This window comes from Allocoleopsis franciscana PCC 7113 (genome assembly GCF_000317515.1).
In the GTDB taxonomy this organism is placed as follows: Bacteria; Cyanobacteriota; Cyanobacteriia; order Cyanobacteriales; family Coleofasciculaceae; genus Allocoleopsis; species Allocoleopsis franciscana.
The window spans coordinates 2,339,991-2,364,998 of the sequence record NC_019738.1 but is presented as its reverse complement, the minus strand read 5'-3'; the positions used below and the strand labels follow the sequence as shown (position 1 = coordinate 2,364,998).

The following is a 25,008-nucleotide window of genomic DNA, read 5'->3' as shown; positions in this document are numbered from 1 at the left end:
GAAACCCTGATCGAAGGTCAATCACCCTCTGATAATAATCTCAGAACTAACAGACGAAACTACCGTCACAGAAGGCTGAGGGATAAAGTATGAAGCATACAATTTGCCCGTTTTGATACTTGATACATTGATATTTTTTCCTCATTTTTTCCAGTTCAAAATCCCACAGATCTGATTGACTAAATCCTGAGCTTTGAAAGGTTTTGTAATTACTCCTGTGACACCCAAATCAATAAATTGCTGTTGTTCGCTAATTTTGGCCTTTGCGGTGAGTAGAATCGTTGGGATGTGCTTGGTTGCAGCATGAGCTTGTAACTGCCGAAACGTCGTCGGTCCATCCATATCAGGCATCATGACATCGAGCAAAATGGCATCCGGCTGTTCAGCCTGAGCTGTGGCTAAGCCCTCGCTACCTGAAGCCGCTGTGAACACATCCCATCCGGCTGCTGCCTCCAGGCAAATTTGGATAATTTCTCGAATACCATCTTCATCGTCAATCACTAAGATTTTCTTTGTGGTCATCCTTGCCTTCCTCAGTATTGCGTTCGGGCAGCGTGAAGTAAAAAGTACTGCCCTCACCTAGGGTACTCTCAACCCAAATCTTTCCACCGTGCTGCTGCACAATACTCCGGCAAATGGCCAAGCCTAAACCCGTACCTCCTTTTTTGCGGGAATCCGAGGCATCAACTTGGTGAAAGCGCTCAAAGATAGTTTCCAATTTATCGGCAGGGATGCCTCGCCCTTGGTCTTTAACCTTAAACAAGACGGTGGACGTGAGGCGGTGGGGTGGTAAGTCGGCGAGGGATGGGTCGGTTTGGCCTAGGATAAACAAAGAATTTTCCCCGACTGGCGAGGGTTGGCGAAGCTTGGTTCTCCCATTGACCAGAGTTGGGGTTTGAGTGACTTGATGGGATAACTGCAACGCTGGGTCTAAAAGCATTGAGTTGTTTTCCCGTTCCTCTGGCTCTTGCAGCTCCACTGTCAACCAGACGGTAGAACCTCTAGGCGAGAATTTTATAGCATTACCTAGTAAATTTGTCAATACCTGAATAATCCGATCCGGGTCGGCATAGAGTGCGAGCGCCTTTGCTGATGCTTCTGGGGAAATCGTGTTGGCAGACACAGACAAAGTTACTCCAGCTCGATTCGCCATCACCTGAATCATCTCTGTGGCTTTGATCATCAGCTCAGCGACATCGCAGGTTTGTTTGAGCAAGCTAATTTTGCCAGACTCCAAGCGCTCCAACTCTAGGATATCGTTGACGAGCCGCACGAGGCGTTCGGCGCTTTGGGCTGCAATATCAATGACGCGACGCCCCTTCTCGGAGTGAGTATCCACCAAGCCACTGGATAACAGGTTCAGCGCACCGTGAATTGAAGTCAACGGAGTGCGGAGTTCATGGCTCACCACCGAGATAAACTCATCTTTCATCCGTTCAATCACCTGACGTTCGGTGATATCTTCACCGATGCTCAGAGTACCAACCACATAACCCTGTAAATCTTGGAGTAGCGTCGTATTCCAGGCAATAACTCGCTCTTCACCCGACTTGGTCAGGACGATGGTCTGATTATGAGTGTAGAATTCCTGTTCTAAAAATTCGACAAAATTGTTCTGCTGCCGCTTTTTCTGGTGCTGCGGCAGGAATGTCTCAAACCAATCGCTGCCAATAACCTCTGCTTTGCTGTACTCGACCAATTCTAGGAAACAGGGATTGGCATACTCCACTTTTCCCTGATTATCCAATCCCACTACCACTAGACGTACATTTTCCAGTAGGCTGCGCCAACGTCGCTCCGCTTCACACAGGGTTGCAGCGATTTTCTTTTGTTGCGTAATATCGCGGGCAACCATCGAAAGCATCTTTACATATCCATCGGGAGATTTGTGGGCAATGATCACTTGGCTGACCGGAATTTCAATCCCTTGGTCGTGAGAGTCCTTACTCGAACCGTCGGGACTGCTTCCTCCTACCCTAGAGTGACTTAAAAAAGCCGTTTCACCCACCCAGGCTCCGTCACGAATTGCCCCTGGAATTCCTTCATGACGAATCAGTTCATAAGCCCAATCCGGATGAGCATCGGTAAGGGTGAAATTGGCAAAATCCTCTTGTTCCCCAATTCCAAATACCTTCCGAGCGGCACTGTTGAGGTAGTATATTTGTTCATCCACGCTGGCGGTGGCAACGATATCAGGAGTCGCTTCCAAAATGGCAATTAGTGTAGCTCGTTCTTCTTGTGCCTGCTGTAGCTCAAGAATTTTCTGCTGAAGTTCGGCATTGGCTTTTTCCAGGTCTGTCGTTCGTTCCTGAACGCGAATTTCTAATTCATTATGAGCCTGACGGAGTGCCTCTTCTACATGCTGGCGGTTGATGGCGGTCGCCAGCACATTGGCAGTCGCTTGGAGAAAGTGAATATCATCTTTAGTAAACTTCCGGTATTGAGTGGTATGCGCTCCTAATACCCCATAGGGACGGTTTTGACCGGGAATAATCACACTGATACCACTTTTGATTCCATGCTGATGCAGGAGACAGGGTCCGCTAAACCGTACTTCTTTCCCCAAATCTTCTACAATTACTGGTTCTCTCGAAAGTAAGGTATAGCCAGCCTGAGAATCAAGATCAATACTGACCGTAGCTTCTCCGACCAGTCCTTCTTGCCAACCCACACCCGCACGTAACAGCACGGCTTTTCCATCGGGAAGAAGTTCTAGAACCTTGCAGTACTCTACCTCTAAAATTTGAGCAACCAGAGCAACGGCTTGGTGAATCAGGGGGTCGAGTGGCTTACCTGCCAGTGCCTGTTGACCCAGTTCAGCAACAGCGGCTTGCTGTCTGGCACGGGTATTGAGTTCTGCTTCTACCCGCTTACGTTCGCTATTTTCACTCTTTAACTCTTTATTCGCCTTGAACAGTTCTCGTGTTCGTTCTTGAACCCGAATTTCTAACTGGTCATAAGCTTCGCGTAATGCGGCTTCCGCTTGTTTACGCTCCGTGACATCCTGAACAAGAGACAAAATTGAGACTAGCTTTCCAGAGGCATCACACAAAGCTGAGTTGTACCAGTCGCAGTCGATGACTCTGCCATCTTTGGTGTAGTTGCGATTATCACTCAGGTTGCGCGGTTGAGAGCCGGTAGCTAACTGCTCCATCACCTTATTGACTCGTTCGCTGTCCTGTTCATGGATAAACTTCCATTCCTGGGGATGCTTACCGATGACTTCTTCGCTGGTCCAACCAAAAATTCTCTCCGCCTGTTTTGACCAATTAATCAGGCGATACTCACAGTCCCACTCAATCACTGCTAAAGGGGTATTTTCCACATGGAACTGTAAGTGTTGATAGGCTAGGAGCAGGGCTTGTTCCATTTGCTCCCGTTCCAGCAGTTCGCGTTGCAATAGCTGATTGGCTTTTTGTAATTCTGTGGTTCTTAAGGTAACTCGACGTTCTAAGTCTTCGTTCGTCTGTCGCAGGCTGGTTTCAGCTTGTTTTTGGTCGGTAATGTCTTGGGCAATCCCGGCGCGGCGGTAAACTTCTCCTGCATGGTTCCGGATGGGAAAACAACGGTCTCTAATCCAGCGCCAGGAGCCGTCTGGTTGGACAATCCGATATTCAATGTCCAATTCTTGGGTCGTATTATCCTCAAATCTCGCGAGCGCTTGTTGTCGATCTTCGGGGTGCATCGCCTCCGCAAAGGATTTAGGATTGGCGTACAAGCTTTCACAACTGCGTCCCCAGATTTGCTCATAAGCCGGACTGACATAGAGCATTTCACTGAAATCCGCTGTTGTCATCCAAAACACTTTATTGATGTTTTCGGTTAACTGGCGGAACTTCTCTTCACTCTGTTGTAACTGAGCCTCAACTTGCTTGCGCTCACTAATATCCACGAGGGTGCCGACCATGCGGATAGCCTGTCCTTCCTGGTTGTAGAAAAACTTGCCCTTTCCTTCCACCCAATGCAGGCTACCATCGGGCCACATCAGCCGGAATTCGTGATGGAATTCACGCCGTGTGCGACGGGAACGATTCACCGCGCCAAGCAGGGAGTCCCGTTCTTCAGGAGGAAGACAGGTTTCAAAGGCTTCATAGGTTGCCTCAAAGGTACCGTTCGTCAAACCAAACACCCGTTGATCACCACTCGACCAAGTCATCTGGTTGGTTAAAATATCCCAGTCCCAGGTGCCGATTTGAGTCGCTTCTAAGGCTAAACGGACTCGCGCTTCACTCTCCCGTAAAGCTTCTTCTTCCCGTTTGCGATCGCTCAGGTCGTGAGTGATACCGAGAATGGACGAGATTTCCCCTTGTTCATTGAGCAGTGGGACGTAGGTTACTACCACGGTAAAAGTACCGACTGTGGGCAACGTGAGCGTACATTCTGAGGTCTGTATCCTGCGCGTTTCTACAGCCCGCAGTAAGGTTGGTAGATATTGAGAGGTAATTTCGGGCGGATAGATTTCTTCATCGGTGTGTCCTAGCAGTTCTTCCTGGGAATGTCCACTCCGTCTTAGCCCTTCAGCATTAACAAACTGTAACCGTCGCTGTTGGTCATAGATGACGAAGCCATCAGGAATATGATCGATCGCTAACCGGAAGCGTTCTTCACTTTTGCGGAGCGCATCTTGCGTCTGTTTGTGCTGGGTGATATCCAAGATAGTGCCACAAGCCCCAACAAATTGACCCACCGCATTTCTGATTGCCGTAGCACTCAAAAGTACGGGGAGGCTTGTCCCATCTTTACGAATCATCTGAATTTCTACGTTTTTTACTTCACCCTGGGACTGGATACGGGCAAATATTTTTGCCCAGGATTCCGCATCCTCAGAAACCATGAAATCCGTGAGTTGGAGTGAGCCTATCACTTCCTCTCGGCTGTAACCTAACCAGCGTAATTGGGTATCATTAATTGCAATCAACACACCGTCTTGATTTACAGAGTAATACCCACAAGGAGCATGATTGTAGAGGAGTTGAAAGTCAGCTTCCGTTTGTTGGCGCTTGTGGATTTGGCGATTTAAGAAATAAAAGATCCAAACAATCCCCAACATCAGGCTGAAACCCAATAGCCCTATTACACTGGACTGTGTTGCCGATGTGGCAAAAGCTAGGAGAATCAGCAAGCTCAGACCCAGTTCGCTTGTCATCATTTTTCCTTTTCTTTCCCAAGAGCCAAATTAATTGTAAATAAAATGTATCTTCAACGTTTAATAACTACCCCTATCAATACAGTTGAAAAACTGGGAATTAACCGATAAATTTTCGGAGTTTACGTAGGATTTTGGTTCGTTCCAGCCGATTTAGGATACGAGCGACTAACTCTGGCCCGACAATTGGCTTACTTACATAGTCATCAGCACCGACTGTAAACACTGATTGGATGGTCTCTATATCAGTACGAGCCGAGAGAAACAGCACCGGCAGCTCACTCCAGCGTGGGTCATTACGAACCACTTGGCAAAGATCAATACCGCTCAATTCGGGCATTTCAACATCCAGAATCAGCAAATCGGGAGCTGTCTTCTCTAAGGTATCCCAGAACTCCTGGGGGTTGTCTAGCAGTGTCAGATTGAATCCCCAAGGCTCTAGTAGGGTGCGAACAACATCCAAAAGCTGAGGATCATCGTCTACGAGTAGCAATTTGGCTTCTGTTTGACTGGATTGTTGCAGAACTTGGGCGATCGCTTCCATGGCTTGAGCCGGAGTTACAGGCTTTTGCAGAAACCCCCGTCCGCCTAAACGAGCGACTTTCACCCGTTGAGTAAAACTTTCCTGTGCCGTAAATACAACAACAGGTACAGACGGCTGCTCTAATGTTAGTTCCGTTAACAGATCGAAACCGTTCTCTGCTGACTCTGGAAAGCATAAATCTAGGAGTACCACATCGGGTCGAAGGTGAGCCAGAGTCTCTCTAGCTTTAGATAAATTGCTGGCAATGTCTGCCTGTATTCCCCAGGATGAAGCTTCTGAAACTAAAGCCAGCGCCAATGCAACATCGTCGTCAACCACTAACAGTCGAGGTTTTGGCTCTATTGTCATGGGTTGATGGAGCTTAGTTTCTGGCACCGTCTCAACCGATTCCACCGGAGTCATGGGTTGCTCCAGTACTTGACGCAAGGCTAAAACCTGTTTAGACAACTGCTCTTTTTCCGTTTGATTTAGGGTATTTGGGGTTTGAAACGCCTGTTCAATTTTACGGGATAGACGAGAGGCATCCATTAAGCCAAAACTACCCAGTGACCCTAATAGGGTATGTGCCTGCATCTGAGCTTGTTGTCGTAATTCTTCACTGAGAGTATCTGTGACCAGAGCGGTCACAGCTTGGTCTAAGATATTGATGCGATCGCGATATTTGTCCTTACTCCGTTCCCAAAGGACAATCAGTTCTGGTGAAATTTGTGAGGTTGTAGCTGACTTGGAATCGAGACGTGTGGTACCCACTATTTCCGCTTTCTGCGGTGCCTGTCGAGATACATCCCGCGCAACTTGTGATTGAGCTGAGGGCTGCGATACCTTGCCTTCTCTGGGTTTCAATCGATACCCTAACCCGTAAACCGTTTCTAGCAAGTCCGAGGCGGCTCCAGCTTTTTTCAGCTTTTGTCGTAAACTTTTGATGTGCGCCCTCACCGTATTTTCTGAAGGGGGTTCTTCAAACGACCAAAGATGATCGAGCAGCGCACTTTGGCTGAATATTCGCTGCGTGTTCCGTAAGAACAGCTCTAGGAGACCGTACTCCTTGGCGGTGAGATGCAACAGTTGCTCATTATAGGTGACGTGGCAGTTACTGGGGTCTAAACGCAGGGCATCCCACTCCAGCACGGGCGTCACGTTTGAACTGCCACGACGTAGCAAGGCTCGAATCCGAGCCAGTAGTTCTTGCACATCGAAAGGTTTTATGATATAATCATCCGCACCTGTATCTAAGCTGATGACTTTGCTGGTGCTGGTATCCTGACCTGTCAAGATCACAATTGGGGTGCGATCGCCTATGGCTCTTCTCTGTTTGCAAAAGCTAAGACCGTCTAGCTTCGGCAACATCAAGTCCAGCAGGATCAGATCATATTCAAACGCTTCTGCTAGTTCCCAACCCTCCTGACCATCAGCCGCCAAATCGACTAAATAATGCTGAGCTATAAGAGCTTTCTTGAGAACTTCGGCAACAAGTTCATCATCTTCCACTAGCAGAATTTTCACAGCAGCTAGTTAACCTGAGTTTAAATCTTTATCTAGCACTCAGCTTAATTCTTTTGGCAAATTATGGGTAGTCCGTCACAGCTTAGCCATGCTAACCTAGGTCAGCTCAACTTCCAGAAGACCCACTGTAATAGCTCCAAAAGCAAAAGCCACAACGATTGGCATGGGAGACTTCAGGCAATAGCTCAAAAGAGCAGCCATTAAACTCACCACCACCGCTGCCATTGACCACAATCGCTCCTCACCACATAATCCCTTTTCCGCTTTGATCCCTTTGAGCGCCTCTGTAGGAATTGGCTCAGGCATGACGGCTCCCGGTGGAAAAGCCCAGTAGTGACAGCGCTCAATATATAAATCTGTCCAACCATTGAGTTGGCACCATTCATTAATCCAGTCTTCTGAAAAATGTTTGATCATCATAAAATGTTAAAATTTGTTTAAATTTAAGTCAGCAATTTTTGTCTTTATTTCAGTTAGGCTATCTACCTTTTAAACAGGCTAACAGAACAACCTTTCCCTGAGTAAGAAACTATACCAAATTTTACGCCGCGTACATTTATGCCTCCTCTGCAAAAAGGATGGTCATGTCGTTAACGAGGCATGAGAGGATAGCAACAGTGATTTTCGCCTAAGCTGCGGCGCATCTAAATTGGATATGAAAATTTTTGAAAGGGGTGTGGGGTGTAGGGTGTGGGGTGTGAAGGTATACAAATTAAATGCGTAACAGCTTAAAAAGTTCTACGAATACGCCGTTTCCACAGTAGGTGACCCGATGCACATCACGAATGAACTCCTTGAAGTAGAGACAGACAAGGGAATTGGGATTTATAACATCACACCTGAGATTGAGAAAATCCTGGAAACAACAGGCATCAACAACGGTCAAGTCATCGTCTTTTCACGCCATACAACCACAGCCTTAGCCATTAATGAATATGAAGAAAGATTACTCGAAGATACGAAGATACATTTTAGAAAGTTGGCTCCTGAATCAGAGCGCTATCTCCATAATGACCTTCATTTAAGAGATGTCCCTCCTGATGAACCCATAAATGCTCACTCTCACCTGATGGCAATGATGTTGAGTAGCAGTGAAATCATTCCTGTGGTGGATGGTAAATTGGCTCTCGGTACCTGGCAATCAATCTTATTTTTTGACTTGGATGGCCCTCGGAAAAGAAGTGTATTGGTTCAAATTAGTGGTGAGTGAAAATACTCATTACTCAGTCGCTCAGCTCTCCGTAAATGAATTATGCAATTTGAGTACCAATAACGTCAGCTCTCGAACCTACTCCTATATCAAACGAACCTCCATTGAATTGTTCTATCGTTCCACAATCGTTGAATGATGAAGAATTTCTATGGCTTGAGACGGTAAGCAAATCAAATTATCTCCTTTGGTACAAATCAATTCACGTTGTCGAAGTTTGCCCATCAAACGAGTCACCGTCACGCGAGTGGAACCAATCGCACTACCAATTTGTGCATGGGTTAAAGGGAACGGTAAACAGTATCCATTGCTACAAGGTTCACCAAATTCTTCGATTAATAACGTAAGAAATCCCAATAGTCGATCAATCGTTCTTCGCTGTCCTAAGGTACTCAGCCACAATAATTTACGCTGATGCTGATACCGAAATGCATCTAACACTTCCCGACGAAAGTGAGGCCAATTGTCTAAGTCATGCCAGTACATCCACACCACCGAAGTCTGGTCGATGTGAGAATAAGCTTGAAGCGTAAAGGGTGATTGCGCCACAATTTCAAAGGGTTGACCCGCTCCCACAAAGCCTAAAAACGTTTCATCTGCTGTCTGATTCAATAATTTAGACGCTGACTTGTCGTTACTAGCACTCACTTGCGCTGTACCCACTAACCGGATTGCCCCCCGCTGTACTAGATACAACAATCCAGTACGAGCGGGAATTCGCTCATCTTTACTGAAAGTTCGATAACGGTAATGTTCCTGCGCCCAGTCTATAATCCGTTGCCAAGTTAAAAATGGTCGAGATGCCTCTGATGCGGAGGATGATGAATTCATATACGATAGCGTGAGCAAAACGCCAGTTTCTTTAGATCTTACATGGAGTCAAAAGTAACAAAAAATACTTCCAACTGTTGGTCATTTAGTATAAGTTTGTTCGGGAATTCTGTCGCTATTAAGCCAGTTTTACAGCAACAAATCTTAGCTTCGATCGCTTTATTGGGTAGGAGTCTTGTCACAAATGAGCTACCAGACAAGTTGAAAATAACGGTTGAAAGGATTCCTGTGCATCGTTTGTCCGATGATAGAGGTGTTATTTATCGATCTGCGATCGCACTTAAGCTTGCACCCCTCTGGCAGTTGCCACCCCTCGACATCGCATATCAACTGGCTGAGTGTATGGCAATCGGTGAGCAAAATACGGCGGATGCAGAAACTGGGAACTGGGAGCAGCAATCTATCTCCAGCCAAAATTTCAAGGCGCAATCTCCAATCCCTAGCCAAGTCGGCTTAGACTTTAGCCTTCAAGTATTCTCTCCAGGCTGGATTCAGTTTCGCCTGAGCGATCGTGGTTTAGCTACCTGGTTACAACAGTTGATTGAAATACCTCCTGTTCTATCACATGGGGAGCTGGGGAGCCGGGGAAAAAGTTTGCGATCTTTGACTCCAACTGGGTATGAACGTCCATACTCACCAGACGCTAAGATTCCTGAGCAAAATCAGCGAACTGAAACTGAACCAGTAAACCAGGCTCATTCTCTGTTTAGAGTTCAATATGCTCATGCTCGCTGCTGCTCACTCCTGCGCTTGGCACACCGACAAAGCTTAATTAACCTGAGTGACTTAGACGGCATCACTCCTCACTGGGAATGGCTTGAGCCTAACCCCATACCCTGGCTGTATGGCAACCCAGAGATGGAGTGCTCCCCCATACGCTTGCGGTTAGAGCATCCGGCAGAACGAGGGTTAATCGCTCTTGTTTTAGATGGAACTGAGCAACTGACGCGGCTTACTCCAATCCGTGCGCTAGAACTGGCGAATGCTTTAAGTCATGGGTTTGAAAAATTCTACAGCGCTTGTCGCATTTGGGGAGAAGTCAAAACCGAGACTCCTCAGCTTGCTCAGGCGAGATTAGGGTTAGTGGCGATTACTCAAAAGTTGTTGCGATCGCTCTTACAAGACCAACTGAATGTAATCGCTCCGATCGAGCTGTGAAGATAATTTTACATAACGACAAAAAAATTTTTGCCACAGGTAGTGACAAAATCAACAAGTTTCAGGTATCATTTTGGTTGTGTGAGGAGCGAACCAGCAAGGGAACCGAGACGAAACACGGCCAGTCGTCGGTTCCCTTTCTGATTTTTACAACTTTTTTCAGTTGGTGGGTTACAACATAAAGGTTTCGATGGCAGCCGCTGCACCATCTTGCTCAACCGTCGGGGCAACCCACTGAGCTAGAGCTTGAACCTCAGGTGGTGCATTGCCCATCGCAACGCCTAAACCTGCGTATTCGAGCATTTCAACATCATTAAAATTATCGCCTATAGCCATCACATTGTGGGCTTGAAGTCCCAGAAGGTCTTCGGCTAGGTAGCGTACAGCCGCCCCTTTATTCACAGCAGGATGAGTGGCTTCAAAGAAGGTTGCCACAGACTTGGTCAAATATAGCTCTGCTGGAGTATATTGTTTACGCAAACTCCCCCACAGTTGGTCAATAATGGCTGTGTCATCGCTCAAGGCTAGAATTTTTGTCGGTTCATCGTTTAAAGTATTACGCAAGTCCCCTACAGGCTGGGGTTGAATACCGGAGCGTTGGGCATAGATTTTTGTTTCTGAGGTGATTTCCCGAACATATAACTGGTCGTTGATATAGAAATGAACGGAGAGCAGAGAGCGCAACGCTTCACTCTCGAAGTAATCCAACAATTGTTCTGCCGTACTGCGCGAGACGGGTAGATGTTGATAAATCTTGTCGGTTGCAGGGTCTTGAATCCAGGCACCTTGATAAGCGAGCAAGGGTAGGGTGGAATTAACGGCTTGATGAAAGCGCAAGGCAGAACAATACATTCGACCCGTGGCGATCGCAACCTGAATTCCCTTGGCCTGAGCCGAACGGATGGCTTTTAATACCTGTTCGTTGATTTGGTTAGAGTGACCAGCAATGGTTCCATCAATATCCAGTACCAAGAGTTTAATATCAAGACCATCTAGGTCAATCGCATCCAATGACGCCGACTGATGAGCTGTAGAAGATTCTGGCATAAGCTTTGAGCAGGTAGAAAACAAAGAATGAACAAAGGCAGCATCAGCATTGCGTCTTGGGCAAGGCATCACTATCGCTCAAGGACACAGTCAAGCTAAGTGATGACGGATAATGTTGGGATAAATGCAGCATCAGGCCATGACTGAAGGACAAAACCGCGCTCAGGGAGTTCGTCAGATTTTATTCACCTCTTTCTGGCTGATGTTGCTCATTTTATCAGTCAAAGTTTCAGTGGGTTGGCGTGTGCGATCGCTCAGTCTCATGGCAGAGTCATTGCATACACTTCTCACCAGCGTCAGCACCTTCCTGAGTTTGCTAACACTAAAAGCCTACCGCCCCAACGGTTATCCGATTTATGGTCAGGGTAAACGTGAAGTCGTCATCACGTTTGTGCTAATCGCCATTTTAGGCTTTGCGGGTTTAAATTTAATTGGGTTGTCCGCTCAGCAGCTAATCGGTGTGATTTCAGGAGGCACCCAAAGCTTTCCGGTTCGCGTTAGTTGGCCTTTAATGCAGGTGTTAGGCGTTTTGGTGGTGGCTAGCCTAGGCATGGCTATCTTGGGTCTTTACCAAGGGAGAGTTCTCAGTCATCCTGCCCTGCGCTTTAATGCAGGTCAACTGTTCAAAGATGTGTTACTGACCCTATTGGTTATCGGGGGACTAGTCGGCGTGTGGGTGGGTATTCGCTGGCTCGATGTCTTCTTGGCAATTGTGTTGGTGCTGCTAGCCGCCGGAAGTTGTTGGCAAGTGGTCAGTTGGCAGTTCCCGTTGATGGTTGAGCAGACTGCGATCGCGCCTGAAGTTCTGGCTCAAATTGCCCGCCAAGTTGGGGGCGTTACACATTGTTACCACATCCGTTCACGAGGTCTTGTGGGACGCTTGGTTTATGTTCAGATGCACTTAATCGTACACCCCGATCTGGCAAACCTCACGCCTTTAATTGCTGAACGCATTGAAACCTTCATTCAAGAGCGTTATGGCCCTGTACACGTCACTTTTTTTATCGTAGATGACATTGCAGGAAGCGCTAACTTTAACCAATCTCCTTCAGTTACAGAAGTGAACGGTAAGAATGACCCGACGGGTAGAAGTAATTCATGATTACAATCCATTTATCTGTGGTAGAAGTGATGGTTATACCCAGTTGCAGTCGCAGTCAAAGATAGCAGACTTTTTCCCCTGCTCCCCAGCACCCCAGCACCCCCACTCCACCATGCGGCAGGTCATCGTCATCAGGGGGAGTGAACCTCCCCTCAGTCAGCTACAGCCGATAACACGGTATTAAGTTCGTTGGTGCATTTGCTACAAGCCATGATGCCCAGCAGTGAGCTGCTGGGCTTTTCTTGTCCATGCTTCTCTACTTCATAGGGCAAAACTCTCTAAAAACAGATAAAAAACCCCACTGAGCTGCGCTAGTCAGTGGGGTTGCAATCAAAGGATACTCAATTATTGACTTATCGGCTGAAGTATCGACTTTTATGCACCTATCTAGAGGAACAAGAGAGACTAATTATCTTGGGCGATTTCCCGGCGTCCGTCCACCTTCATCATTACTACCCCCGCGAGGACTTGAGTTACCAAGATCACAGCCTTCTGCTCCGTTGCCAATACCTTGGTTGCAGTTTTGACGGCGGGGTTTTTCGCGATCGCCTTCACCCACTTCTCTCATTTCACCGGCTTACCTAAACTTGGCTTTTTCTCCGACGATATAAGGCGAGGAAATTTTTGTGGCTTCACCCTTATTAACCATCGCCTGGTAGAGAAAGGCTGCGACTTCGGCTCGGGTTGCCACTTTGTTAGGACTGCAAGTGTTGCTATTAGGATAGTTCACCACAATCCCTCGCTCTGTTGCTGCCGCCACTAAGCTGCGAGCCTCAGCAGGAATCGCGCCAGCATCACGATAAACCGACAAAATTTGCTCGATGGAACGACTCGATGAGGTGTAGTTTAGTCCCTTTGCCAACGCTGTTAAAATTTGCAGGCGAGTCAGGCTTTGGTAGGGTTTGAATTGACTGCCAGAAGCCGCCCCTAAAAAGCCCATCTCATAAGCCTCCCGGATACCATCGTAAGCCCAGTAGTTAGCGGAGACATCCCGAAAACTCATTGCATCGCGAACTTTAGTCTGCTTAAAAACGGAGGCAAGCAGCGCGGCAAACTCGGCGCGAGTTACGGGCTTATCTGGATAAAATTTACCATCTGGAAACCCAGTCAGAATGCCTCGCTGAGCCAGTTCCATAATGAAACCTCTCGCCCAGTAACTTTCGGATATATCGCTAAAGCTGACTTGAGAGCTACGGCGAGCCATCCTTGTCTGCTGCTGGATTCCGGTGTTGACACCTTCGATGATTTGGCTGCTACCCTCGGCTTGAGAGCTTTGGTTGGTGCCACCCGTGACGGATTGTATCGTCTCACTGGTACGGGTAATCACCTCTCGTCGGCTGGTTGTTTGCGTTGTTGTCTGGCTACTGGCAAGAGTTTGGGTTGCCACTTCGTCCCACTTCGCGACAGTACCCGCTAAATTGGTGCGATAAACCCAGCTTTGGGAGCCGCTAGCGACAATGACCCGCCAACCTGGAACCATCGATTGAGTACACATGCTGTTGGCGTCACCCAGACCCAAACAGCCATCCGACCAGGTTTCTTTTTCTACTTTGACAATTCGGAGTTTCGATGATTCAACCCCAGTCTTTTGAGAAACATCTTTGAAGACGGCATCTTTGCAACTGCATTCTTGTGCCATCGACTCATTGTCATCATCGTTGTCATTGTCATCGTCGTCATCTTTATCGGTTTTCTCCTCCTTGTCATCGTCGTCATCTTTATCAGTTTTCTCCTCCTTATCTTTCGTCATTTGTTGGCTAACAGATAACTGTTGTGCTAACTCAACGCTTTCTTCTTGACCAGGAAGCTTCATCGACGAGGCATTGGTTGGGGCAGCCACAGAAGCCGAAATACCTGTAGTCATCTCGGCTAAGACAATTCCCACCACTGCTAAAATCAGTCCACGCTGTGATGCAATAAGACTCAAATTCATTAATCCCACACCAAACGCCAAAGTATGTAAATCGAGGTTTACTTCTCTTAATTGTTCCTGTTGATTAAATCAAAAATTTTTCAGCCGAAGTAAATTTTTAGCTGATAAATTCAGGAATTAGGCTCAATTTTCAGTATCTTAGCTCACCATCAATCGCAGCGTCACTATTAACAATAATGAGAAATATTGCATAAATAATAAGTATCGCAGACTACCCAATCTTATGTCTTTTGGCTCTTACGATTGCCTCAGAGTACTAATCTAGTTGAGTGCATTTTTAGCGATAAACTAGGGTTGGGTTAGAAAACTCGAAGACCAATCTTTTTTCGCGATTACTGCCGACTTCTGGAGGTCTGTCATTTCCAGCAGTTGGGGGATCGTGACAAATTTGTATCCCTGCTTGGTCAGTTTAGCAATAATTTGCGGGACAGCTTGCACGGTTGCCGGGTGGTTGCCGCCCCCATCATGCATCAGTACAATCGCTCCGGGATGCGCCTTGCGGATGACATTATTGACTAACTGATGGGCAGAGAGTGGGCGATAGTCCATAGGGTCATTCGACCACATCACGATCGCATTTTTTTGCTGGATGGCGTAGTCAGCAACCCCATTAGTCATGACAGCACCGGGCGGTCGAAATAGGGAGGTTTTTACCCCTGTCGTTTTATAGATCAGTTGTGCCGTGTCATCAAGTTCGCGGGCAGCCGTTGAGGCATCTAGCTGACGGTACCAGTGGTGCCAGGTGTGGTTACCAATGGCATGACCTTCTGCTACTACCTGCTTAGCAATTTGTGGATGATCTTTCAGGGCTTGTCCTACCCAAAAGAATGTAGCTTTGATGTTATTTTTCTTGAGGATTTCCAGTATTTTTAATGTATTGCTAGGCCAAGGCCCGTCATCAAAGGTGAGCGCGATCACCTTCTGCTGATCTAACGGTGTGATCTTTGTAATGATTTTGGCCTGAAACTCTGGGGGAACCCCAAAACTGATTGTGGGTTGCTCTGCTGATGGGCTTTCTGGGCTGGCTGCGTCACCCGATGAAGTGGTACTCTCTTGTGGCAGGTTTGGAGAAAAATGCGGCTCAGCAATTGCCTTGGGCTTGGGACTAGTAGGGAAGAGGGAAGTCCCGGCTGGGACAGGGTTCTGCGTTGGTAAGCTTTTACCTCCTGAATTTGAAGCCCTCTCTTGGTGGGGTGATACAACAGACGCAGGTGGTAACGTTGAATCCTTAGCTCCAAATGTTCCTTGAGAGGATTTATGGAAATGCCAGCTTAAGCCAATAACAGAGCCAAAAGTCACAGCAACCAACGTGATGAACATTAACCTCCGCAACCGAAAGGAATTCAGCTTAGCCAAATGATCTCTCCTACATATTTTCCAGGATTAGGGACTTAAAGATTTGCTTAACCTTTCCTAAATCAACCCATGGAGGCTGATTTTACCAGGATTGAAGGCTGATTCATCCATGCCAAGACATGTTCGGTCAGTCATAGTCTGAAGACTAAGAGTAACAGTCAAAAAATAATATTTCGATAGAAAAAGTTGATATAATTAACAAAAATTTGCTTTTATTGAGTGGTTACTATATAGTAAAGATATCAAATGCTACCAGCGCATCTTCCAGCTTAAGTCGCTTTACCCATTCAATAGCGTTAGCTTGAACAAGGTCAGGGCTAGCTTCTTAGGTCTCTACACAGATTATGCAACCTATCGGTTACTGACCAAACCAATGCAACTTTTTTTACCAGGGTGATTTTTAGCTTCCCTAGGGTCAAGCCGTTGGCTAAGGTGCTGATTTGACTTTAGATTTACCAAGACTTTTTTTGACTGCCAATACGGATGCCTGCGCTTTTCAGTGTGCGAGTTCAGGCAGGGAATCCCTATGGCAAAGTATGCAACAACTGGAATACTCTACGCCTACCCATATTTCACCTTCAATTTTTTCCTTTAATGAAATACCCATTCAGTTCTCATGTATCGGTTCTCGAACAATCGTCATCTCCATCGGGCGATCGCTTAGTGCAATTGTGGGCAAAGCGCTACGTACCGAACTTGTCCATACTACGTTTAGAGTCAAATCCGTCCGCTATCTCTGAGCTAGCTGAAGTGGCTTCCCCTTCAGGGAGAGCAAAAACAGTTGCTAAGCTAGAGCGTTTTCTCACTAACAACTTCGAGTCGGCATCTCTGCGAACCAACGCTCTGTCTACTTACATTCCAAACATAGTAAATTTGGCGGAAGCAAGGCAACTATCACCCTATGTTGCACACATTTATAAGAAAGCCCTATCCATTTACTTACAGCAATCGCCTTCCCTATCCTCGTTGCTAGCAAGACCAACAGCCATAACGGCAACGTCCTCGATTGGGACAGTGAATTGTTCAATCGCTCTCTATAAAGAGTGGGCAGAGCCGATGCTAGAACAGCTAGCCACGGGACTGGAACCTGTATTATGGCATCTGCGCGAGCGATTAAACCAAACTTCCGATCCGCGTACCATTGGCTTCATGAGTACGCACTTTCACTTCAGCACTAACTTATTGCTAGAGAAGCTTACCCCCTGCGAACAAGTGTTGCTGACTCCCTACTTCAAGTTCGTGGAAGAGCAAGTGTGTATTCCCTGGCAACGAGTCTGCAATACGGCGGCTCAGTATTCTCCTAATTTACCCATCATTAAAGTTGTTGAGCAACTCTTACCTGTTACTCAAGAAATTGCTCATCTTGTCTATGCTCGAATGGCTCAAGTTTACTGTGATCATCGCACTCGCCGGGGCAATTTAAACGAACCAGGAGTTATGAGTTCGGCTATCCGAGACTTGGAGATGTTTCAACTCTACCTCTGGCTATGTTTTCTACAGAAGGATATGGCACCGATAGAACAGGAATTACTGCCTTTGTGTGCCATGGTTTTTCCTAACATCGGCGTGACAGGTGAGTTGGTGAAGCAAATGTCACGCTTTCTTGTCAACGAAATCATGGCTCGCTTGGAACCCACTCAGACATCTCTGTTATTCCCTTATACTCAAAGGCTTCAGGAACTTTTTTCTGACTTTGACCAAAAAGCGGCTAAAACTACGAAATACTCGCAAAAGTTTGTAGGAAATTCCAGGAGTCGTCAATCTATACCTGTGGGTTGATTGATGGGTAGGATTGAATTTTCTGAAAGTTATAGCAAAGGCAGAAGGCACCGGATCTCTCGCGTGAGGAGACTCTTCTGTTTCTTACTGGTGCGTGGTCATTTCAGCCATTAAATCTGTCCTAACCTTGATGGCAACAACTATACTTACGCATTGACCGAATCGTTAAAGTATGATTTGCCGCCAACAGCGTCGCGTCATACTCATCTGATTTGTACAGTGTGTAAGTCCTGTTTTAGAGAGCTTAAACCAAAAAAGAAGGGAAGAGAACGAATTCTTCTTCCCTGGGGATTATTTTGTTGATTATTCTGGTCGTCTGCGTTTTGACCCTCTTTAAGCTTCTTCCTCAGCATCTGCTGTTGCTTTTTGAGTTGTCTCGCCCTGGCAGAACCACCTTTACCCTTGTCGTTTCTTCCCTTGCGGCGGGGAGATTCCCATCGCTTGAGTCGTTGTGTCATGAGTGTTGCCTCTTGAAAACAGTGGGCGGGGAGAGACTCGAACTCTCATGACCAAAGGCCGCCACATTTTGAGTGTGGTGCGTCTACCAATTTCGCCACCCGCCCTGGGGGACAACTTTCTCATTATACCCGGTTTTTTGCCGCTGCAACAAAGATTGATAAATTTGTGAGCTGGCCCAACGATCAATCTCTCTAGCTCGGAGTACGGGTACGGGGTGAGTGAGCTGAGCGGTTTGTGCTGATTTGAGCATTTCACCGAGTTCGGTACTGCTGATGGCGTCGTAAGCTCTCGCTTGATCGATGAAGGCATCGAGGTTGAGTTGGGGGGCGAGAGTGGGGGAACCGCCGGCGAGTTTCATCAAAACTGACATCACGACTCTGGGGTTTTGAGTGGCGAGGAGTGCGGCGCGATCGCATGTAAATTCTGCACACCGTACCCATTCCAATAGCTGTGCCTGTACGCTCTGAGCAATCACTGAACCCCAAGTCGGGATTAAGCTAGCGGCTAGGATAATGATATTGAGGGGCGTCAGGTAGACGCTGTGTTCACATTTAAGATGCCCCAGTTCATGAGCAATCACCGCCTGAATTTCTTCGGGGGTGAGCATATCAATTAAGGATGTGTGTAACACAATAAAAGGCTGCTTACCCCGCATAGCGAAGGTATAAGCATTAGGTGCCGGATGCTGATGGACGTAAAGTTGGGGTGGATCTAAATCTAGAGTTTTGCAGGCATCCAAGAGGAGCTCATGAAGGTGTGGCAGTTGATTTTCTCCCACCAAGACACTAGCAGCGATATTGTTGAGATAAAAAAACTGCTCTGCCAAGGGTCCAAGTAAATTCCGCACCATCAAGTCCAGTCCTGGCACCTGCTTGAGGGATTGGGTTGCCTCAAAATCAAGGGGATGACGAAAATCGTCTGCCTTGAGGCCAACGAGAAGTGTTTTTGAAATTCCCATTTAGACTACGATAAATTCTGTAAGTGTATTGAATGATGCTTTTGTCAAGCGATTTTCTGCGATCAGCTTGGTGTAGTGACTAATCTTAATGATGTCATGTTTGAGATAGGATTGCTGCCCAAGTCTATTCTGAACATAAGGCAGAAGGCAGACGGCAGAAGGGATAAGAATTTTCATTCCTTAGTTGTGTGCGATCGCACTCATGACGACTATGGGCGGATTCTTGGAGGGTGAGTAACCGTTAACTTTCATTGCAACCAAACTCATCCTCTGGAAGTATGAGATTATGGTCGCATTAATTTCGGGGATGCTCTGGATGGTGACCTATTTCCCTGGGGATTTTGGATTAGGGTTAATCAGAGTGTTAAAAGTCGGGGGAGTGATAACCTTAAGGGGATGCTGCGCGATCAGCTTCGCTGGTGCCCCTTGGGCAATCGCATTTGCCGGCAATCCAGCTTTAGCCCAGATTACACCCGATACAATGTTAGGGACGGAATCGTCTGTGGTTACACCTAACATTAATATTAGAGGACTTCCGGGCGATCGCATTGATGGCGGGGCAGTTCGAGGAGCTAACTTATTTCACAGTTTCCAAGAATTCAATGTTGGAGAAGGACAGCGAGTTTATTTTGCTAATCCAACGGGAATTGAGAATATCCTCAGTCGAATAACGGGTAATAACCTCTCGAATATCCTGGGAACGTTGGGAGTGGATGGAGGAGCAAATCTATTTTTGCTCAATCCTAATGGCATTATTTTTGGCGCAGGTGCAAAACTCGATATTTCAGGTTCGTTTTTGGCGAGTACTGCCAATAGTGTGGTGTTTAATAATGGCTATCAATTCAGTGCGACAAACCCAGAAGCACCGCCATTACTAACTGTAAGTGTTCCTCTGGGCGTGCAGTATGGGTCGAATCAACCACGAGCAACGATCACTAATAGTGGAATATTAGCCGTAGGGCAAAACTTCACTCTAAATGCTGGAAATTTAGATTTACAAGGTTTAGTGCAGGCAGGAAAGGATTTAACGCTACAAGCCCAAGATACAGTTAAGATTCGAGATAGTGCCATTAATCCGTTTATTGCTGCGGCTGGAAATCAATTGCTGGTTCAAGGGAATGAAACGGTTGATATTTTTGCCTTGAATCATGCCAATAGTGGCTTCTTTTCCAGTGGCGACATGGTGTTAAGGTCGCCTAATTCGGTAATGGGTGATGCTCACTATACTACTGGGGGGAATTTTCGGATTGAACGGCTTGATGGCAGTTTGGGGAATTTATGGAGTCCTGGTGACCCTGTAATTCGTGCTACTGGTAATGTTAGTTTTACTAATTATACCGGAGCATCACTGCATATTTTTGCTGGGGGTTCAGTTAATATTACTGGTCGTGTCACGATTACGGGTATAGATGCGACTAATTTTATTAATGAAACGGTTACTCTTTCAGATCAAACAACTGAACTCTCAGTTAATGGAAGTACTCGACCTACTCTAGATATTCGTGCTGGAACTTTGGCAGTCGGTAATCCTGTAAACGTATGCGTAGGTTGCCCCTTGTTCCAACCAACGAGCCTTACTTTTCTCAATACACCGTTAACGGCTGATATAACTATTAACGAAATTGTTATCAATAGACCCGATGGCCTGGTGTTTTTAACCAATCAGTACCAGCCTAATTCAGCACTAGCGGGAAATATACAAGTAACGGGAATTTTTGCTGATGATAGTAATGGTAGTTTTATCGGTAAAGGCAGTGATGTTGTTATCGACTCTCGCGGTAATATTACACTTCCTGAAGATGGCAGGATTCAAACCAATTCCGGAACGGGTAATGCTGGAAACGTCACCCTATTTGCTAACGGCTCGTTCTTCATGAATCCTGGCTCTCAAATACAGGCTGTTACGTTCGGGCAGGGGAATTCAGGGAATGTAACGATCAAGGTTGGTGATGCTGTAATCAACTCAGGAATTGGCACGGTTATCTATACCAATGTAGGATCTGACACTGGAGCAAATGCGGGTGATATTAATATCCAAGCGGGTTCACTTTCCTTAATTGATGGCGCTCAACTGCAAGCAATTGGTGGGCAGGGAAACGCAGGGAATGTAATCATTAATGTCCGCGATGATGTTCTCATCTCCGGAGCAGATTCTAGTGGAGAATATAATAGTTCCATCTACACTTCTATAGGGGAGGGGGCTACAGGTAATGGTGGCAATATCGAGATTGAAGCAGGGACGCTTACCTTAACCGATTATGGTTTTCTTGATGCAGGTGCTTTCTCAGTTGATGGAGGTGTTTCCTCACAAGGACAGAGTCAAGCAGGCAATATCATTCTAAATGTTCGCGACACTATCACTGTTGCTGGATTTAATGCTATCTCTGGATACCCTAGTGGAATGTCTGTAGGCACATATGCAGGAGCAAGCGGGCAAGCAGGACGGATTACTATTAATACCGATAAGCTGCGTGTAGCTGATGGTGCCTATTTAAGCGCTTCAACCTACAATTCCAGTAATGGAGGTGAGATTACTGTTAATGCCAACATTGTAGAACTAACTGGTGGCGGACAAATTCTCGCGCTACCTTACGCTCAAGGAAATGGAGGAAATGTTACCCTTAATGTTAGCGATCGCCTCACTATTTCCGGTTATGACCCGACGTTTCAAAGCCGATTGATTGAATTTGGGTCAGGTGTTGTCATCAATCAAGGCAATGTTAGTGGAGTATTTACAGGCTATGGACTCGGTGTACTTCCCACATTCCTAAATATTCCCGTTGAGTCCACCGGCAACGCTGGCAATATCTCCATCATCGGGCCGCGAGAGGTAAATATCGATCAGGGAGAACTCTTTACAGGAGCCTTTAATACAGGAAATGCAGGTACTCTGTCCATCACCCAAACCGGTTCGGTGAGGTTAACCAACTTGGCTTCAATGTCCACATCAACATTCGGTACGGGGAATGCAGGTACTCTGTTGATTGAAACGGGCAATCTCAGCGTTCAAAATCAGTCATTTATTATTAGTGCTACCGTTGGTGATGGAGATGCTGGAGATTTGACGATACGCGCTAATGATTCAGTAGAAGTGAACAGTGGAAGTCGAATTACGTCCCAGACAAGTGGGAGTGGCAATGCGGCAGATTTAACGGTGGAAACTCGACGATTAAGTCTCAGGAATGGAGAGATTTCATCCGGTGCTGGTACAAGAATTACCACCGATGGAGATTTTTTAATTTTTTCTCAAAGTAATGGTCGTAGTGGAAATTTAACGATAAAAGCATTGGAATCTGTAGACATTGGTGGAGAACCGGGAACCCCGATAGGTGGTTTATTTACTGCGACATTTGGTTATGGACAAGGTGGAGACTTATCCGTTGAAACCGGACGATTGACGATTCAAGATGGAGGGCGAATAGAAGCTGGTACATTTGGTAATGGTTTAGGAGGCACGGTTAGAATTAATGCTTTGGAATCTATTGAACTTATCGGCACTTCAGCAGATGGAACGTTTGCCAGTGGCGTATCTGCCTATAGTCGCCCACCGCTCGATTTCGACGCTAATTTGTGGCAAGGCAATGCCAATAGCGGAGGCGTAAACCTAACAACTAACCAATTAATTATCCGAGATGGAGCAGAGGTGACAACTGCTGTTGAGGGAGCATCTCAGACTGGAAATGCTGGAGACATTCAAGTGCAAGCGAATTCCCTCTCTCTAACCAATGGCGGGAGAATTACCAGTCGCAGTGATGGAGTGAGTAATGCAGGGAATATTAATGTTAATGTAACAGGGAATTTGCGTTCAAGTGGTGGCACGATTTCTGCAACATCCACTCAATTAGGGGGCGGCAATATTAACATTGCAGCAGATGATATTCGCCTGGATGGGAACAGCTTGATTAGTACCAGTGTGAAGGAAAGTACAGGCGGTGGCGGCAATATCACGATTAACTCAACCGTCTTCCTCGCCATCGAAGACAGCGACATTCTCGCCAATGCGGCTGATGGACGAGGAGGCGATATTTTCATTAACTCTGAAGCATTTCTCGCTGACATTTTCTCCCGTCGTTTAGCTGAACCCGTTGGACGCAATCCCGGTGATTTTGCTCGGTTTCGCAATAACGATCGCGTCGATATTTCTGCTGACTCAAAAGCAGGTCAAAGTGGTACCGTTACCTATCCCGATATTGAGCAGATACGAGGTGTGCCTGCCTTACCCTCTAACTTGGTCGATGCAGAAGGATTAATCGATCGCCGATGTACTCCTAATAACGACGCACGCAAGAGCAGTTTTACCATTACGGGACGCGGTGGCTTGCCCCCCAGTCCCAGCGACCCCCTGATGAATGACGAAGTTTGGGTGGATTGGATTAGCCTTGAAGAAAGGGAAGAAAACGGCAATGCTGCGGCTACTGAAACCCATTCCACTTCTTCTAACCCAAAATCACTTGTAGAAGCTCAAGGGTGGATAATCAATGAAAAAGGGCAGGTTGTTCTTACAGCACAAGCACCAACCGTTACACCCAATCGTCCTCAATTAGAATTACCACCTTGTGAGGAGAACGAGGCGGCGTTTGATCAGTAGGTAGGCACAAATAGACGAAGCTATATCAACAAATCTTAAGAGACTAACATCTTCTTCCCTTCGCCTACTCCTGCCCAGAACGCTGTGCGAACTGCCCTTTGCCTTGCCTCAACGACAAATATTAATGCCTACCTACTGAGTGTAGAAACACTCAAGACTCAGATAACCAGCTTTGGACGCGCTTTAAACTTTGCCAATCAGGTTTTCTGTTCAGTCCGTCTTCCAGACTTTCCATCAAGTCGTGCCGGACTTGGGAATCCATCGCCATTAGCTGCCTCGCGACATCAATGTGTTTCCGCACCCCGGTTTGACCGATTTCCAACATGGCGATGGCGAGGTTAACTCTGGCTTGGGGGGCACTCTGGTCTAACTTAACGCCCTTGAGAGCCGTTTTATAGGCTTGTTCCGGTTTGTTATCCAGCAAATAAAGCCATGCGAGACAACTCCAAGCGGCAGCCGTTTTGGGGGAGCGATCGCAAATTTCCTTGAAAACTGGAAGCAGTGTATCTGGGCCTTCACCCGCGTTGTAACGTTCCAGACCAATATCGAACATGGAGGTAATGGATTCAGTCATAAGTAGTCGTGGTTACGGTTTTTCTGGGTGATCAATCTCGTTTTGCTATATTGACATAACCTTTAATACATATTTCGCGGCTAGGATTCTACCTACCCTAAAAAAGATACCAGACCCAGCTCAAAGAGTGGATCTGGTTGGCTTAAGACCGACAATAACGGTCACAACGGGAGTTGTCCTAGCTTGCCCAATCAACCTTCAGGCATGACGGACTTAAACACCAAAGGATTTACCACAACCACAGCTTTGACTAGCGTTGGGGTTGGTGAATTGGAATCCACCACCAATCATGGCATCGCTGTAATCGAGGACTAAGCCATAGAGATAAAGCATACTTTTGGGATCACAGACAATTTTGAAGCCTTCATAGTCAAAGACTTCATCCTTCTCCTGAACTTTACTAGGGTCTTCAAAATCCATCATGTAAGACATCCCCGAACAGCCTCCCTGGCGGACACCCACACGCAAGTAGAGGTCTTTTCCTTGTCTCTGGCGCAAGGCTAAAACATGCTTGAGGGCGGCCTCTGTCAGTTGGATACCTCTTTGTTGGGGCTGAGTTGCTTGTGTCATGAATACCTTGCGACTCCTATTGGCTCTTTATATAGGGAATAGTTTATTTTGTCAGTCCCTTGGATCAAGTAGATTAAGAAAACTGACAAAAGAGTAAACTTGCTGAGCTTAGCTTTTTATCTGTTATTGTAACGAATCCCACTTGAATCCATGCGTGGCGACTTCAAAATGCCCTAGTAGAACAGAGTAGAAATCCAGCGCCAGATCCAGAAAACAACAGCCCGGAAATTATTGCGGTTTAATAGGAATA

The 25,008-nt window shown here is 46.6% G+C and carries 19 protein-coding genes and 1 tRNA gene; 6 read left to right on the top strand and 14 right to left on the bottom strand.

All coding sequences use genetic code 11. The annotated features are described in order from the left end of the window. Positions 1-141: 141 nt before the first annotated feature. From MIC7113_RS09830 to MIC7113_RS09815, 4 genes are all read right to left on the bottom strand, one after another. The gene (locus MIC7113_RS09830) at positions 142-522 is read right to left on the bottom strand and encodes a response regulator (protein WP_015182022.1); all 381 of its coding nucleotides are present in this window, start codon (positions 520-522) and stop codon (positions 142-144) included. After that, a complete protein-coding gene (locus tag MIC7113_RS33220; protein WP_081594643.1) occupies positions 494-5,149 on the bottom strand; it encodes a PAS domain S-box protein in 4,656 nt (1,551 codons plus the stop codon). The genes MIC7113_RS09830 and MIC7113_RS33220 overlap by 29 nt, the downstream gene beginning before the upstream one ends. 97 nt (positions 5,150-5,246) lie before the next feature. Then, entirely contained in the window at positions 5,247-7,193 is a 1,947-nt protein-coding gene (locus MIC7113_RS09820; RefSeq protein WP_015182020.1) for a response regulator, read from the bottom strand. A 96-nt stretch (positions 7,194-7,289) separates the two neighbouring features. After that, positions 7,290-7,607, bottom strand: coding sequence for a slr1957 family protein (locus MIC7113_RS09815; protein ID WP_041780652.1), 318 nt, complete (start codon positions 7,605-7,607; stop codon positions 7,290-7,292). A gap of 358 nt (positions 7,608-7,965) precedes the next feature. Between MIC7113_RS09815 and MIC7113_RS09810 the strand changes: the two genes are divergently transcribed. After that, a complete protein-coding gene (locus MIC7113_RS09810) occupies positions 7,966-8,403 on the top strand; it encodes a secondary thiamine-phosphate synthase enzyme YjbQ (RefSeq protein WP_015182018.1) in 438 nt (145 codons plus the stop codon). Between the two features lie 114 nt (positions 8,404-8,517). Here MIC7113_RS09810 and MIC7113_RS09805 read toward each other — a convergent pair whose 3' ends face one another. After that, positions 8,518-9,234 carry a Crp/Fnr family transcriptional regulator gene (locus MIC7113_RS09805; protein ID WP_015182016.1) on the bottom strand — a complete coding sequence of 239 codons (717 nt, stop codon included), beginning with the start codon at positions 9,232-9,234 and terminating at the stop codon, positions 8,518-8,520. Between the two features lie 96 nt (positions 9,235-9,330). Between MIC7113_RS09805 and MIC7113_RS33215 the strand changes: the two genes are divergently transcribed. Next, positions 9,331-10,392, top strand: coding sequence for a DALR anticodon-binding domain-containing protein (locus MIC7113_RS33215; RefSeq protein WP_172642231.1), 1,062 nt, complete (start codon positions 9,331-9,333; stop codon positions 10,390-10,392). A 171-nt stretch (positions 10,393-10,563) separates the two neighbouring features. On the opposite strand, the gene MIC7113_RS09795 is transcribed toward MIC7113_RS33215, so the two are convergent. Beyond that, positions 10,564-11,439, bottom strand: a complete 876-nt coding sequence (locus MIC7113_RS09795; protein WP_015182014.1) for a Cof-type HAD-IIB family hydrolase — start codon at positions 11,437-11,439, stop codon at positions 10,564-10,566. Positions 11,440-11,578: 139 nt separating this feature from the next. Here MIC7113_RS09795 and MIC7113_RS09790 point away from each other — a divergent pair, with 139 nt between their 5' ends. After that, on the top strand, positions 11,579-12,541 hold the full coding sequence (locus tag MIC7113_RS09790) for a cation diffusion facilitator family transporter (RefSeq protein WP_041780649.1): 963 nt from the start codon (positions 11,579-11,581) through the stop codon (positions 12,539-12,541). Positions 12,542-12,950: 409 nt separating this feature from the next. Here the strand turns inward: MIC7113_RS09790 and MIC7113_RS36145 are convergent, their stop codons facing one another. The 3 genes from MIC7113_RS36145 to MIC7113_RS09780 form a co-directional block, all read right to left on the bottom strand. Further along, complete coding sequence (locus MIC7113_RS36145) at positions 12,951-13,109, bottom strand: hypothetical protein (RefSeq protein WP_015182012.1); 159 nt, start codon at positions 13,107-13,109, stop codon at positions 12,951-12,953. A 9-nt stretch (positions 13,110-13,118) separates the two neighbouring features. Further along, complete coding sequence (locus MIC7113_RS33210; RefSeq protein WP_015182011.1) at positions 13,119-14,474, bottom strand: S-layer homology domain-containing protein; 1,356 nt, start codon at positions 14,472-14,474, stop codon at positions 13,119-13,121. A gap of 288 nt (positions 14,475-14,762) precedes the next feature. Then, the gene (locus MIC7113_RS09780; protein ID WP_015182010.1) at positions 14,763-15,794 is read right to left on the bottom strand and encodes a polysaccharide deacetylase family protein; all 1,032 of its coding nucleotides are present in this window, start codon (positions 15,792-15,794) and stop codon (positions 14,763-14,765) included. A 519-nt stretch (positions 15,795-16,313) separates the two neighbouring features. Here MIC7113_RS09780 and MIC7113_RS09775 point away from each other — a divergent pair. Beyond that, entirely contained in the window at positions 16,314-17,609 is a 1,296-nt protein-coding gene (locus tag MIC7113_RS09775) for a hypothetical protein (protein WP_015182009.1), read from the top strand. 203 nt (positions 17,610-17,812) lie between these two features. On the opposite strand, the gene MIC7113_RS09770 is transcribed toward MIC7113_RS09775, so the two are convergent. The 3 genes from MIC7113_RS09770 to MIC7113_RS34595 all read right to left on the bottom strand — a co-directional run bounded on the left by MIC7113_RS09770 (position 17,813) and on the right by MIC7113_RS34595 (position 19,026). Then, entirely contained in the window at positions 17,813-18,067 is a 255-nt protein-coding gene (locus MIC7113_RS09770; protein WP_015182008.1) for a hypothetical protein, read from the bottom strand. A gap of 22 nt (positions 18,068-18,089) precedes the next feature. Then, positions 18,090-18,172, bottom strand: a tRNA-Leu gene (locus MIC7113_RS09765). Next, entirely contained in the window at positions 18,151-19,026 is an 876-nt protein-coding gene (locus MIC7113_RS34595; protein ID WP_015182007.1) for a M48 family metallopeptidase, read from the bottom strand. The genes MIC7113_RS09765 and MIC7113_RS34595 overlap by 22 nt, the downstream gene beginning before the upstream one ends. Positions 19,027-19,101: 75 nt before the next feature. Between MIC7113_RS34595 and MIC7113_RS37545 the strand changes: the two genes are divergently transcribed. Beyond that, positions 19,102-19,260 (top strand): hypothetical protein, encoded by a 159-nt coding sequence (locus MIC7113_RS37545; RefSeq protein ID WP_216596373.1) that lies wholly within the window; start codon positions 19,102-19,104, stop codon positions 19,258-19,260. A gap of 52 nt (positions 19,261-19,312) precedes the next feature. Beyond that, positions 19,313-23,614, top strand: coding sequence for a two-partner secretion domain-containing protein (locus tag MIC7113_RS33205; RefSeq protein ID WP_015182006.1), 4,302 nt, complete (start codon positions 19,313-19,315; stop codon positions 23,612-23,614). Positions 23,615-23,765: 151 nt separating this feature from the next. Here the strand turns inward: MIC7113_RS33205 and MIC7113_RS09755 are convergent, their stop codons facing one another. Both MIC7113_RS09755 and MIC7113_RS09750 read right to left on the bottom strand, forming a co-directional pair. Continuing rightward, positions 23,766-24,188 carry a tetratricopeptide repeat protein gene (locus MIC7113_RS09755; protein ID WP_015182005.1) on the bottom strand — a complete coding sequence of 141 codons (423 nt, stop codon included), beginning with the start codon at positions 24,186-24,188 and terminating at the stop codon, positions 23,766-23,768. Positions 24,189-24,401: 213 nt separating this feature from the next. Further along, positions 24,402-24,758: a HesB/IscA family protein gene (locus MIC7113_RS09750; protein ID WP_015182004.1), complete on the bottom strand. Its 357-nt coding sequence runs from the start codon at positions 24,756-24,758 to the stop codon at positions 24,402-24,404. Positions 24,759-25,008: the final 250 nt, after the last annotated feature.

What these genes read in the sequence shown, in the direction of transcription:
- MIC7113_RS09830 (WP_015182022.1), bottom strand. Translation starts at nt 522, where the DNA reads ATGACCACAAAGAAAATCTTAGTGATTGACGATGAAGATGGTATTCGA.
- MIC7113_RS33220 (WP_081594643.1), bottom strand. Translation starts at nt 5,149, where the DNA reads ATGATGACAAGCGAACTGGGTCTGAGCTTGCTGATTCTCCTAGCTTTT.
- MIC7113_RS09810 (WP_015182018.1), top strand. Translation starts at nt 7,966, where the DNA reads ATGCACATCACGAATGAACTCCTTGAAGTAGAGACAGACAAGGGAATT.
- MIC7113_RS09805 (WP_015182016.1), bottom strand. Translation starts at nt 9,234, where the DNA reads ATGAATTCATCATCCTCCGCATCAGAGGCATCTCGACCATTTTTAACT.
- MIC7113_RS09795 (WP_015182014.1), bottom strand. Translation starts at nt 11,439, where the DNA reads ATGCCAGAATCTTCTACAGCTCATCAGTCGGCGTCATTGGATGCGATT.
- MIC7113_RS09790 (WP_041780649.1), top strand. Translation starts at nt 11,579, where the DNA reads ATGACTGAAGGACAAAACCGCGCTCAGGGAGTTCGTCAGATTTTATTC.
- MIC7113_RS36145 (WP_015182012.1), bottom strand. Translation starts at nt 13,109, where the DNA reads ATGAGAGAAGTGGGTGAAGGCGATCGCGAAAAACCCCGCCGTCAAAAC.
- MIC7113_RS33210 (WP_015182011.1), bottom strand. Translation starts at nt 14,474, where the DNA reads ATGAATTTGAGTCTTATTGCATCACAGCGTGGACTGATTTTAGCAGTG.
- MIC7113_RS09780 (WP_015182010.1), bottom strand. Translation starts at nt 15,794, where the DNA reads ATGTTCATCACGTTGGTTGCTGTGACTTTTGGCTCTGTTATTGGCTTA.
- MIC7113_RS09775 (WP_015182009.1), top strand. Translation starts at nt 16,314, where the DNA reads ATGCCTGCGCTTTTCAGTGTGCGAGTTCAGGCAGGGAATCCCTATGGC.
- MIC7113_RS09770 (WP_015182008.1), bottom strand. Translation starts at nt 18,067, where the DNA reads ATGACACAACGACTCAAGCGATGGGAATCTCCCCGCCGCAAGGGAAGA.
- MIC7113_RS34595 (WP_015182007.1), bottom strand. Translation starts at nt 19,026, where the DNA reads ATGGGAATTTCAAAAACACTTCTCGTTGGCCTCAAGGCAGACGATTTT.
- MIC7113_RS33205 (WP_015182006.1), top strand. Translation starts at nt 19,313, where the DNA reads ATGGTCGCATTAATTTCGGGGATGCTCTGGATGGTGACCTATTTCCCT.
- MIC7113_RS09755 (WP_015182005.1), bottom strand. Translation starts at nt 24,188, where the DNA reads ATGACTGAATCCATTACCTCCATGTTCGATATTGGTCTGGAACGTTAC.
- MIC7113_RS09750 (WP_015182004.1), bottom strand. Translation starts at nt 24,758, where the DNA reads ATGACACAAGCAACTCAGCCCCAACAAAGAGGTATCCAACTGACAGAG.